The 12,103-nt window shown below is 70.7% G+C and carries 10 protein-coding genes; 1 reads left to right on the top strand and 9 read right to left on the bottom strand.

Translation table 11 applies throughout. From position 1 onward, the window contains the following. Positions 1-4: 4 nt before the first annotated feature. On the bottom strand, positions 5-451 hold the full coding sequence (locus tag BOSE127_RS16305; protein ID WP_052481889.1) for a hypothetical protein: 447 nt from the start codon (positions 449-451) through the stop codon (positions 5-7). A gap of 52 nt (positions 452-503) precedes the next feature. Between BOSE127_RS16305 and BOSE127_RS16300 the strand changes: the two genes are divergently transcribed. Then, on the top strand, positions 504-1,430 hold the full coding sequence (locus BOSE127_RS16300; protein WP_442873461.1) for an A/G-specific adenine glycosylase: 927 nt from the start codon (positions 504-506) through the stop codon (positions 1,428-1,430). Here the strand turns inward: BOSE127_RS16300 and rbfA are convergent. From rbfA to BOSE127_RS16260, 8 genes are all read right to left on the bottom strand, one after another. Next, entirely contained in the window at positions 1,427-1,897 is a 471-nt protein-coding gene (gene rbfA / locus BOSE127_RS16295; RefSeq protein ID WP_017887156.1) for a 30S ribosome-binding factor RbfA, read from the bottom strand. The two genes, BOSE127_RS16300 and rbfA, sit on opposite strands and share 4 nt — an antisense overlap. 114 nt (positions 1,898-2,011) lie before the next feature. Next, positions 2,012-4,864 carry a translation initiation factor IF-2 gene (gene infB / locus BOSE127_RS16290; protein ID WP_042540195.1) on the bottom strand — a complete coding sequence of 951 codons (2,853 nt, stop codon included), beginning with the start codon at positions 4,862-4,864 and terminating at the stop codon, positions 2,012-2,014. Positions 4,865-4,938: 74 nt separating this feature from the next. Next, positions 4,939-5,250, bottom strand: coding sequence for a YlxR family protein (locus tag BOSE127_RS16285; RefSeq protein ID WP_031259737.1), 312 nt, complete (start codon positions 5,248-5,250; stop codon positions 4,939-4,941). Positions 5,251-5,318: 68 nt separating this feature from the next. Then, positions 5,319-6,314, bottom strand: coding sequence for a transcription termination factor NusA (nusA, locus tag BOSE127_RS16280; RefSeq protein ID WP_031259736.1), 996 nt, complete (start codon positions 6,312-6,314; stop codon positions 5,319-5,321). A 258-nt stretch (positions 6,315-6,572) separates the two neighbouring features. Beyond that, entirely contained in the window at positions 6,573-8,324 is a 1,752-nt protein-coding gene (locus BOSE127_RS16275) for a proline--tRNA ligase (RefSeq protein WP_159558011.1), read from the bottom strand. Between the two features lie 489 nt (positions 8,325-8,813). Beyond that, positions 8,814-9,968: a flavodoxin-dependent (E)-4-hydroxy-3-methylbut-2-enyl-diphosphate synthase gene (ispG, locus tag BOSE127_RS16270; RefSeq protein ID WP_171907786.1), complete on the bottom strand. Its 1,155-nt coding sequence runs from the start codon at positions 9,966-9,968 to the stop codon at positions 8,814-8,816. Positions 9,969-10,024: 56 nt separating this feature from the next. Further along, complete coding sequence (locus BOSE127_RS16265; protein ID WP_071251711.1) at positions 10,025-10,585, bottom strand: cysteine hydrolase family protein; 561 nt, start codon at positions 10,583-10,585, stop codon at positions 10,025-10,027. After that, complete coding sequence (locus BOSE127_RS16260) at positions 10,582-12,096, bottom strand: purine-cytosine permease family protein (RefSeq protein ID WP_071251712.1); 1,515 nt, start codon at positions 12,094-12,096, stop codon at positions 10,582-10,584. The genes BOSE127_RS16265 and BOSE127_RS16260 overlap by 4 nt, the downstream gene beginning before the upstream one ends. Positions 12,097-12,103 lie beyond the last annotated feature (7 nt).

Genomic DNA, 12,103 nt, shown 5'->3' with positions numbered 1-12,103 from the left:
CCGGTCAGCAGGCGTCGTTCCACTCACGGCGGGGGTGCTCGGGATCGGTGACGTCGAGCACCGCGGAGGCCGCGATCTTGACGTCGGCCCGGCGCTCGAGCCGCCCGGCTTCCTGCTCCACCCACAGCGACCAGCGCCACAGGGTGCGGACCCCGGGGGCGAGGAGGCCCCGCCCGTGCACGATCAACACGCCGTCGCCGGCGCCGGTCGTGCGGAAGGGCGTGACCAGATCGGCCCGGAGCGTGTCCTGGTCGGCCGACGGCGCAGCGGCCGCCATGGCGGAGACCCCGTGCTGCTCGAACCCGGAGACGAGCGCGGCGGCGACCCGTTCGAGGTCGGTGCCGTCCTGCCCGTCGATGCCGATGACGGTGCGGTTGGTGCCGACCTGCGCGATCGCCTCTGCAGCGATCGCGGCCATCGTGTCGGTCTCTTCGGGTGCCCAGCGTGCCATGCGTCCACCGTAGGCTGTCGTGGTGAACGCGAGTCGGGCCTCCAGACAGAATGTGGACAACCCGACCGCGGGAGCCGGTGTGCAGGAACCGGCCACGCCGGAACAGCCCGACATCGCGACCCCGCTGATCGCGTGGTTCCGGCAGCAGGCGCGGGACCTGCCGTGGCGCCGCCCCGGCTTCCCCGCCTGGGGCACCCTGGTCAGCGAGATCATGCTGCAGCAGACGCAGGTCGCGCGCGTGATCCCCCGTCTGGAGGCGTGGCTCACCCGGTGGCCGACGCCTCGCGACCTCGCAGAATCGCCTCCGTCCGAGGCGGTGCGCGCCTGGGACCGGCTCGGCTACCCGAGACGCGCGCTCGCGCTGCACGCCGCGGCGACCGCGATCGCGACCGACCACGGCAACGTGGTGCCTCGGGACGTCGACGCCCTGCTCGCGCTGCCGGGCATCGGCGACTACACCGCACGGGCCGTCGCGGTCTTCGCCTACGGCGACCGGCACCCGGTCGTCGACGTCAACGTTCGCCGCGTGCTCGCACGGGCGGTCCTCGGCCAGGGCGAACCCGGGCCGGCGAAGGCGAAGCAGGACCTCCCGCTGATGGAGTCCGTCCTGCCGGTGGACCGTGACGACGCCGCGGCCACGAACGCCGCCGTGATGGAGCTCGGCGCCCTGGTGTGCGTCTCACGCTCCCCCGCGTGCGACGCCTGCCCGATCGCGGACCGCTGCGCCTGGCTTGCTGCCGGCTACCCGGAGCACGACGGACCGCGGGCACCGCGCCAGGCGAAGTTCGCCGGCAGTGATCGGCAGGTCCGCGGCCTGATCATGGCCGAGCTGCGCGCCAGCGACGTGCCGGTCACCCGGACCGAGATCGAACCGGTGTGGCCGGACGCCGACCAGCGCGACCGGGCGCTCGCGTCGCTGCTGCGTGACGGTCTCGCCGTCGGCGACGACGCGAGCGGCTACCAGCTGCCCGGGGTCTAGGAACGGGCTTCGGCGGCGCCGTCGTCCTCGGAGTCGTCGTCCTCGTCGTCCTCGTCGCGCTTGTACGGGTCGGCGTCACCGGCGTACGACGCGCCGACCGAGGCCGCACGGACCTGCTCGTCGCGCACCTGGGCCTGCACGAGCAGGTCCTCCATGTGCGCCGACGTCTCGGGCAGGGCGTCCGCGATGAACTCCAGCGACGGCGTGAGCCGGGCGGTGATGTTCTTGCCGACCTCGGACCGGAGCATGCCGGTCGCGGCCTTGAGCGCCGCTGCGGAGTCTGCGCGCTCCTCGTCGGTGCCGTAGACGGTGTAGAAGATCGACGCGTGCTGCAGGTCACCGGTCACACGGACGTCGGTGATCGTGACGAACCCGAGTCGCGGGTCCCGCAGACCCTTGTCGAGTCGACGTGCGACGACTTCCTTGATGCGGTCCGCCATCTTGCGTGCGCGCTGCGGATCGGCCATGTGGGTGCCTCCTGAGGCAGTGGCGGGACGCTTCCCGCCGGTGGTCCTGCGTGGGAAAGGGGTCGGGCCCCGGCCTCCCGCGTGGGGAGGCCGGGGCCCAGAGGAGTCACGCGATCAGTCGCGCGGCTTCTCGACGAGTTCGGTCGTCTCGACCTCGTCGCCGATCTGGATGTCGTTGAACTTGCCCAGACCGATACCGGCTTCGAAGTCCGTGCGGACCTCGGTCACGTCGTCCTTGAAGCGACGCAGCGACTCGATGGCCAGGCCATCGGCGACCACGACGCCCTCGCGGATGACGCGCGCCTTGGCGTTGCGCGTGATCGTGCCGGAGCGGACGATGACACCCGCGATGTTGCCGAACTTCGAGGAACGGAACACCTCGCGGATCTCGGCGACGCCCGACTGGACCTCTTCGTACTCGGGCTTGAGCATGCCCTTGAGGGACTGCTCAATGTCGTCGAGTGCGTTGTAGATGACCGAGTAGAAGCGCACGTCGATGCCTTCGCGCGCCGCACGTTCACGGGCCTTGACGTCCGGACGGACGTTGAAGCCGATGACGATGGCGTTGTCGATCGTGGCGAGGTCGATGTCCGACTCCGTGATCGCACCGACACCGCGGTGCAGGATGCGGAGCTGGACGCTGTCGTCGACCTCGATGTCCAGGAGCGACTGCTCGAGTGCCTCGACGGCACCGGAGACGTCACCCTTGATGATGAGGTTGAGCGACTCGACCTTGCCCTCTTCGAGCGCACGGGTGAAGTCCTCGAGCGAGATGCGCTTGCGCGACTTCGCCAGCAGGGCGTTGCGCTCGGCCGCTTCACGCTTCTCAGCGATCTGACGGGCCGTGCGGTCTTCTTCCGTGACGAGGAAGGTGTCACCGGCGCGGGGCACCGAGGACAGACCCTGCACCTGGACGGGGCGGCTCGGCGTCGCAGCCTTGACCGCGACCCCGTTCTCGTCCGTCATCGCACGGACACGGCCGTACGCCGTGCCGGCCACGATGGCGTCACCGACGTGGAGCGTGCCGGACTGGATGAGGACCGTGGCGACTGCACCGCGACCCTTGTCGAGTCGGGCTTCGATCGCCACACCACGTGCGTCCTTGTCGGGGTTGGCACGCAGGTCGAGACCGGCGTCCGCGGTGAGCAGCACGGCGTCCAGGAGCTCCTGGATACCGATGTTCTGCCGCGCCGACACGTCGACGAACATGACGTCGCCGCCGTACTCCTCGGCCACCAGGTTGTACTCGGTGAGCTGCTGGCGGACCTTGGCGGGGTTCGCGCCTTCCTTGTCGATCTTGTTGACCGCGACGACGATCGGCACACCGGCCGACTGCGCGTGGTTCAACGCCTCGATGGTCTGGGGCATGATGCCGTCGTCCGCCGCGACCACGAGGATCGCGATGTCCGTCACCTGGGCACCACGAGCACGCATGGCCGTGAAGGCCTCGTGACCCGGGGTGTCGATGAAGGTGATCGGGCGGTCGATGCCCTCGTGCTGGGCGACGATCTGGTACGCACCGATGTGCTGGGTGATGCCGCCAGCCTCGCCCTCGACGACCTTCGAGTTGCGGATCGCGTCGAGGAGGCGGGTCTTGCCGTGGTCGACGTGACCCATGACGGTGACCACCGGCGGCCGCTGCTGCAGCACGTCGTCGTCTTCGTCCTCGAGTTCTGCTTCGAGGTCGATGTCGAAGCCCTCGAGGAGCTCCTTGTCCTCGTCCTCGGGCGAGACGATCTGGATCTTGTAGCCCAGCTCGTCGCCCAGGACCTCGAACGTGGCCTCGTCCAGCGACTCGGTCGCGGTCGCCATCTCACCGAGGTGGAACAGCACCGTCACGAGGTTGCCGGGCATGGCGTCGATCTTGTCCGCGAAGTCCGAGATGCTCGCACCACGACGGAGTCGGACGACCGTGTTGCCGTCGCCACGAGGGACCTGCACACCGCCGAGCGACGGGGCCTGACGCATCTCGTACTCGGCGCGCTTCGTCCGCTTCGACTTGCGGGCACGGCTCTTGCCGCCACCGCGACCGAACGCACCGGCGGTACCACCACCGGGGCCACGACCACGGCCACCGCCACCGGCGGGACGCGGGCCGCTGAAGGCCGGACGCGGGAAGCCGCCACCGGCACCGCCGCCGGCACCCGGACGGGCACCGGGGCCGCCACGGCCTCCACCCTGGCCCGGGCGCTGCCCGAAGCCGTTGGGACGGTTGCCCTGACCGGGACCACCAGGACGCGGAGCACCCGGACGGGGCGTGCCCGGACGCGGGGGCTGCGGACGCGGGATGCCACCGCCACCGGCTGCGCCGGCGGCCGGGCGCTGGCCCATGCCCTGGTTGGAGGAGTACGGGTTGTTGCCGGGGCGCGGCGGGCGCGAGCCCATGCCCTGGTTCGACGAGTACGGGTTGTTGCCCGGACGTGCACCGGGCTTGGGGCCACCCGGCTTCGGACCGGCCGCCGCGGGAGCCTTCGGGCTGCTGCCCGGCTTCACCGCGTCGGACTTCGGTGCCTCGTCGGTCGAGTCGCCGGCCTGCGCGGCGGCCTGCTGCTCAGCGGCCTGCTTCTCGGCACGGGCCTTCTGCGCGGCCTCGGCCTCGGCCTGTCGCTGGGCGACGGACTTCGGTGCGGCCGGTGCCGGCACGTCGGCAGCGGGTGCTGCCGGGGCCTCGGGCTCCGGCGCGGGGGCCGGACGAGCCGGACCCGGACGGGGGCCGCCGGGCTTGGGTGCACTCGACTTCGGCGCGCTGGCCTTGGCGGGTGCGCTCGGCGCGGACGCCGAGTCGGCGGGCTTCGACGCGGGGACGCCGTCTGCCTGCAGGGCGGCACGGAGCTTCCGTGCCACGGGGGGCTCGATGCTCGAGCTGGCACCCCGGACGAACTCGCCGAGCTCCTTGAGCTTTTCGAGTGCGGTCTTGCTGTCGACGCCGAGTTCGCTTGCGATCTCGTGTACGCGTGGTTTAGCCACTGTTCTCCTTCACGGGTCCCACCCCGTGAAGGGGCAGGACTCAATGGATGACGGGTCTCACTTCGAGCCGCTCATCAGTTGTCCATAAGCCGTTCAGCCTGTTCTGTCATGTCCGGGCGCTCGGCCGGTTCCTGTGGGAGACCGACGATGTGGTCGAGCACCGCGGACGTGTCGGGATCGCGATCCAACCGGAGCGCACGGCGGAAAGCCCTGCGCTTGACGGCCAGATCGTAGGCATCGACGGTCGGTGTGAGCCATGCTCCCCGGCCCGGCATGACTGCCTTCGGATCCGCCACGACACGGCCATCGCTCAGGGCGACGACTCGGAGGAGGGAGGATCGGGAAGCGCGACGGCGACTGCCGATGCACGTTCTGACGGGAACCACTCTACTCCTTGCCTCGGACGTGCGCGATCCGGCGCGCCCTCGAGGGGCACGCCGGGGGCGAAATCGTCCTAGTCCTCGCCGTCCAGGATGGAGTCCGGCTGGATGTCGATGCGTGCACCGGTGAGCTTCGCGGCGAGGCGGGCGTTCTGGCCTTCCTTGCCGATCGCGAGCGACAGCTGGTAGTCCGGCACGAGTGCGCGGACGGCCTTCGTCGAGGCGTCGAGCACGAACGCGCTCGTCACCTTGGCCGGCGACAGGGCGCTCGCGACGAACGACGCCAGGTCGGACGAGTAGTCGACGATGTCGATCTTCTCGGCACCGAGCTCGTTCGTGACGGACCGGACACGTGCGCCGAGCTCGCCGATGCAGGCGCCCTTCGCGTTGACACCGGGCTCGTTGGCCTTGACGGCGATCTTCGTGCGGTGACCGGCCTCGCGGGCGAGGGAGGTGATCTCGACGACGCCGGACGCGATCTCCGGGACCTCGAGCGCGAAGAGCTTCCGGACCAGGCCCGGGTGCGTGCGCGAGACGGTGATCTGCGGACCCTTGTTGCCGCGGGCGACACTCGTCACGTAGACGCGGATGCGGGAGCCGTGCGTGTAGGACTCCCCCGGCACCTGCTCCTCGGGCGGCAGGATCGCCTCGATCGTGCCGAGGTCGACGTGCACCATCTTCGGGTTCGGGCCCTGCTGGACCACGCCGGCGACGATGTCGCCTTCCTTGCCGCGGAACTCGCCGAGGATCTTGTCGTCGCCGATGTCGCGCAGGCGCTGGTTGATGACCTGCTTCGCCGCGAAGGCCGCGATGCGCCCGAAGTCGCTCGGCTGGTCGACGGCTTCACCGATGACAGTGCCCTCGTCGTCGAGCTCGGGGACGTAGACGCTGACCTCGCCGGACTTGCGGTCGAGCTCCACACGCGACTGCGCGTGGGCCGGCTCGCCGTTCTCGTCGGCGTGCTTCTGGTAGGCGGTCAGGATGGCAGATTCGATGATCTGGACGAGCTCGTCGAACGGGATCTCCCGCTCGCGCTCCATGAGTCGCAGGACTGCGAGATCGATCTTCACCGAGGTGCCTCCGTATTCAGATGAGTCGCTCCTGCGGGGTGGAACTGCGCAGAAGTCGGCCACAAGCGTACCCCAGAACCAGACGGCGGACAGGAGGCCCGTGGCGGCGTCGCCACGGGCCTCCCGTCCGTCAGGTGGTCACGTCCAGGTCGTGACACGCCGTCGACTCGCCGAGACGCCGCCAGATGCGCGAGACGCCGCCCGGTTGGGCGGCGTCTCGTCGGATCGGCGGTGTCCAGCGGACACGACGGCGTCGTGTCAGATCGCGCGGACCGCGTCGAGCAGTTCGGCCACCGGCACGTCGCGGCGGTCGCCCGTCGCACGGTCCCACAGCTCGACGACGCCGTCGGCGGCGCCGCGACCCGCGACGACGACGATCGGCATGCCGAGCAGTTCGGCGTCACGGAGCTTCACGCCGGGCGACACCTTCGGGCGGTCGTCGTAGAGCACGTCGAACCGTTCGCCCTCGAGCTCGGCGACGACCGAGGACGCCAGCTCGTAGGCGACCTGGTCGCGACCCGTGGCGACGATGTGCACGTCGAACGGTGCGACGTTCTTCGGCCAGACCAGGCCCTTCTCGTCGTTGTGGGACTCGGCCAGGATCGCGAGGATGCGGGTCACGCCGATGCCGTAGGAGCCCATCGTCACCGTGGCGAGCTTGCCGTTCTCGTCCTGCACCTTGAGGCCGAGCGCCTCGGCGTACTTGCGACCGAGCTGGAAGACGTGCCCGATCTCCATGCCGCGGGCGGTCTCGAGGGGGCCGGAGCCGTCCGGGGACGGGTCGCCGGCGCGGACGTCGGAGACCTCGACGACACCGTCGGCCACGAAGTCGCGGCCGGCGACGACGCCGGAGACGTGCACGCCGCGCTCGTTGGCGCCGGTGATCCAGCTCGTGCCGTCGACCACGCGCGGGTCGACGAAGTAGCGGATGCCGGTGGCGCTGTCGGCGCCGAGGACCTGCGGGCCGATGTAGCCCTTCACCAGGCCACGGTGCTTCTTGAAGTCGTCGTCGCCGGCGGCCTCGACCTCGGCCGGGGCGAACGACACCTCGGCACGCTTCAGGTCGACGTCGCGGTCACCGGGCAGGCCGACGACCACGACCTCGCGCGTGCCGTCGAGGTGCGTCAGTGCGAGCACCACGTTCTTCAGCGTGTCGGCCGCGGTCCACGGTGCGCCGTCGCGCGGGGCGACCTGGTTGGCGTGGGCGACGAGGGTGTCGATCGTCGGGGTGTCCGACGCCGGCAGGAGCACGGGTTCGGGCTGGCCCTCGATCGGCAGGGACTCGGGGATCGGGGTGACGTACGCCTCGACGTTGGCCGCGTAACCGCCGGCGCTGCGGACGAAGGTGTCCTCGCCGACGCCGATCGGATGCAGGAACTCCTCGGACTTGGAGCCGCCCATCGCGCCGGCATCGGCCTTGACGATGACGTAGTCGAGGCCCAGGCGGGCGAAGATCTTCTCGTACGCATCGCGCATGACCTGGTAGCTGCGCTCGAGCCCCTCGTCCGTGAGGTCGAACGAGTAGGCGTCCTTCATCGTGAACTCGCGGCCGCGCAGGAGGCCGGCGCGGGGCCGGGCCTCGTCGCGGTACTTGTCCTGGATCTGGAACAGGGTGACCGGCAGGTCCTTGTAGGACGAGTACAGGTCCTTCACCAGGAGCGCGAACATCTCCTCGTGCGTGGGGGCGAGCAGGTAGTCGGACCCCTTGCGGTCCTGCAGGCGGAACATGCCGTCGCCGTACTCGGTCCAGCGGTTCGTCGCCTCGTACGGCTCACGCGGCAGGAGCGCTGGCAGCAGGACCTCCTGCGCACCGGCTGCGACCATCTCGTCGCGGATGATCGCCTCGATCTTGGCGCGCACCCGGAGGCCGAGCGGCAGCCAGGCGAAGATCCCCGGGGACTGGCGACGGACGTACCCGGCGCGGACGAGCAGCTTGTGGCTCGTCACCTCGGCGTCGGAGGGGTCGTCGCGGAGCGTACGGAGGAACAGATGCGAAAGCCGTGTGACCACGGGGCAAGCCTAGTGGCGGCGGGCCGGCGGCGCGGGTTCCCGGCGGTGTCCCCACCGCTGTGCGCGAGGATCGCCGCTCGGCACGGTGCGAGGTTCGCCGGCTCGTGCGGCACGAGCCGCTCCGTGCGCGCCTGCGGGCTCGCACGGGGCGATCAACCCGGCTGCCGCTCGCGAAGTCCGCACCGTGCCGACGGGACGCACGTCGAGCAGCCGCGCCGGGCCTCCAGGCCGTTCACCGGCGCGGCACGCGCGTCGCCGGCGTCGCAGGCGTCGCGGAGCAGCGCCGCACGGTGCGGGGTTGATCGGCCGGTGCGGCACCAGCCGCTCCGTGCGCGCCTGCAGGCTCGCACGGGGCGATCAACCCGGCACGGAACCGCGAAGCACGCACCGTGCAGACCGGCGCTGTCGCCAGCGCCGGCGCCGCCCGACGACGGACCGGAGGCCCGGTGCCAGCTGGCACCGGGCCTCCGGTCGGGATGGTGGTCGCGCCTACGGCGCCATGATCACCTGGGGCGTGCCGGTGGCGGCCGCGGGACCCATCTCGTCCGCGATGCGGTTCGCCTCGTTGATGAGCGTCTGGACGATCTCGGCTTCGGGCACGGTCTTGACGACCTGGCCCTTGACGAAGATCTGCCCCTTGCCGTTGCCGGAGGCGACGCCGAGGTCGGCCTCGCGCGCCTCGCCCGGACCGTTCACGACGCAGCCCATGACGGCGACGCGGAGCGGGACGGTCATGCCCTCGAGCCCCTTCGTGACGTCGTTCGCGAGCTGGTAGACGTCGACCTGGGCGCGGCCGCAGCTGGGGCAGGAGACGATCTCGAGCTTCCGCTCGCGCAGGTTGAGCGACTGCAGGATCTGCAGGCCGACCTTGACTTCTTGCGCGGGCGGGGCGGAGAGCGACACGCGGATGGTGTCGCCGATGCCCTCGGCCAGCAGGATGCCGAACGCGGTGGCGCTCTTGATGGTGCCCTGGAACTCCGGCCCGGCCTCGGTCACGCCGAGGTGCAGCGGCCAGTCACCAGCGGCGGCCAGCTGGCGGTAGGCCTTCACCATGACGATCGGGTCGTTGTGCTTGACCGAGATCTTGAAGTCGTGGAAGTCGTGCTCCTCGAACAGGGAGGCTTCCCACACGGCGGACTCGACGAGCGCCTCGGGGGTGGCCTTGCCGTACTTCTGGAGCAGGCTCGGCTCGAGCGACCCCGCGTTCACACCGATGCGGAGCGAGACGCCGGCGTCCTTGGCAGCCTTGGCGATCGCGCCGACCTGGTCGTCGAACTTGCGGATGTTGCCCGGGTTGACGCGGACCGCCGCGCAGCCAGCGTCGATCGCCTGGAAGACGTACTTCGGCTGGAAGTGGATGTCGGCGATCACGGGGATCTGCGACTTCTTCGCGATGATCGCCAGCGCGTCGGCGTCGTCCTGCGTGGGCACGGCGACCCGGACGATGTCGCAGCCCGACGCCGTGAGCTCGGCGATCTGCTGCAGCGTCGCGTTGATGTTGGTGGTCTGCGTCGTGGTCATCGACTGCACGGACACCGGGGCGTCGCCGCCCACGAGCACCTTGCCGACCCGGATCTGCCGCGACTTGCGACGCGGAGCGAGGGTTTCGGGGGACTTGGGCATACCGAGGTTGACTGCGGGCACGTGAGCACTCTACGCGCTCGGTCTGACCATGCCGGCTCTGGTCCCCGTGGGTCCGTTCAGAGCTCCCTGACCGAGTCCACGACCGTGATGAGCGGGGCGTAGAGCCGCATCACCGCGAGGGCCCGGTCGTGGTCCGCGTCGCTGGCGCCGGCGCAGGCGTCGGCCACGACCGTCACCGTCGCGCCGGCATCCGCCGCCGCCAGCGCGGTCGACAGCACGCAGCAGTCGGTCGACACCCCCGTGAGCACCAGGTGCGGATGGTCGCCGACGACGGCCTGGAGGCTCGTCCCCCACTTGCCGAAGGTCGGTTCCGTGACGACGGGGTCGTTCCGGTCCGCGGCAGCAGACGCGAAGGGCTCGGTGAGCGCGTACAGCGGGTCGGCGTCCGGGAGCAGCGCGAAGGGCCACTCGCGGTAGTACGGCACCCACGCGCCCTCGGGCTGGACCGGGGCGACGAAGCGGGTGAAGACCGTGCGACCGGTGAACCGGGGCAGGAGCCGTTCGATGCCGGCGCCGGCGTGGTCGAAGCGCGGTGCCGCCCACGGGTTCTCGCCGGTGAAGACCTGCTGCATGTCGATGACGACGAGCCAGGCGTCGTCGGGGACCTCCGCGCTCATCGCAGGTCGTCCGGGGTGCCGAGTGCTTCTGGGGTGCCGAGTGCTTCCGGGGTGCTCAGTGCTTCCTGACGGCGGATCGACCCACGCGCGAACAGCAGCGTGCCGAGGAACCCGACCAGCAGGGCGACGAGGACGCCGAGGTTCGCGTACGCCCAGGCGCCTCCGCGTCCGCCGAGTCCCAACGGGCCGAGCAGGTAGCCCTGCCAGTTCAGCCACGCGGGGACGCCGTACGTGTTCGTGACCAGACCCCAGCCGAGCACCGTGCCGAGCACGACGAGCGCGATCGGCAGCCACCGGACGTCTCCGTAGCGCCCGCGGCGATCGTCGAGCTCCGCCTCGGCGTAGGCGCGACGACGGAGCAGGACATCTGCGACGAAGATGCCGGCCCATGCGGCGATCGGCACCCCGAGGGTCACGAGGAACGCCTGGAACGGCTTCACGAAGCTCTCCGAGAAGAAGGCGATGTACACGGCGCCGGCGACCATGAACGCGCCGTCGACCCCGGCGGCGACCGGCCGCGGGATCTTCACGCCGGCGCTGAGCAGCGCGAGGCCCGACGAGTAGATGTCGAGGACGGCTCCCCCGACGAGCCCGAGGATCGCCACGATCGCGAACGGGACGAGGAACCAGATCGGCAGGATCGTGGTGAGCGCGCCGATCGGGTCGTCCTGGATCGCCGCGTTCAGGTCCGGCGAGGACCCGGCGAGCAGGACGCCGAAGACCACGAGGATCGCCGGTGCCAGTGCGCCACCGAGGGTCGTCCACCCGACGACGCCACCGGTGGACGCGCCCCGCGGCAGGTACCGCGAGTAGTCGGCGGCGGCGTTCACCCAGCCCAGGCCGAACCCGGTCATCACGAGCACGAGCGCCCCGATGACGTTCTGGGTGCTGCCGGACGGCAGGGCACCGAGCGCCGCGAAGTCGATCGTCGGCGCGGCGAGCACGATGTAGACGACGGTCAACACGGCGGTGACGACGGTGATCACGGTCTGCAGGCGCATGATCACGTCGAACCCGGCGATCCCGGCGCCGACCACGAGCGCTGCGACGACGATCAGCGCGACGACCTTCGTCAGCACCCCGCCGTCCCAACCGAGCTCGGTGAAGACGGTCGAGGTCGCCAGGACCGCCAGCGCGGCGAGCGAGGTCTCCCACCCGACGGTGAGGACCCAGCTGAGGAACGAGGGCACCCGGTTGCCGCGGACCCCGAACGCCGCTCGGCTCAGCACCATGGTCGGCGCCGAACCGCGCTTGCCGGCGATCGCGACGATGCCGCACAGCAGGAACGAGAACACCACCCCGATGACCGAGACGATCGTCGCCTGGGCCAGCGAGATACCGAACCCGATGACGAACGACCCGTACGCGATGCCGAGGACGGAGATGTTCGCCGCGAACCACGGCCAGAACAGCCCCCTCGGGGAGCCCTTCCGATCCGACTCGGCGATGACGTCGAGCCCCTGTCGTTCGACGGCGCGAACCTCGGGAGGGTTCGTGGCGGCTGTGCTCATGCGCTGA

The organism is Curtobacterium sp. 8I-2 (genome assembly GCF_902506155.1).
In the GTDB taxonomy this organism is placed as follows: domain Bacteria; phylum Actinomycetota; class Actinomycetes; order Actinomycetales; family Microbacteriaceae; genus Curtobacterium; species Curtobacterium poinsettiae.
Note: the sequence above shows the minus strand (reverse complement) of the source record. Positions and strands in the feature narration are given on the sequence as shown.

Excerpts from the sequence above, each read along its gene's own strand:
- BOSE127_RS16305 (WP_052481889.1), bottom strand. The coding sequence starts at position 451 with ATGGCACGCTGGGCACCCGAAGAGACCGACACGATGGCCGCGATCGCT.
- rbfA (WP_017887156.1), bottom strand. The coding sequence starts at position 1,897 with ATGGCCGATCCGCAGCGCGCACGCAAGATGGCGGACCGCATCAAGGAA.
- BOSE127_RS16265 (WP_071251711.1), bottom strand. The coding sequence starts at position 10,585 with ATGAGCGCGGAGGTCCCCGACGACGCCTGGCTCGTCGTCATCGACATG.
- BOSE127_RS16260 (WP_071251712.1), bottom strand. The coding sequence starts at position 12,096 with ATGAGCACAGCCGCCACGAACCCTCCCGAGGTTCGCGCCGTCGAACGA.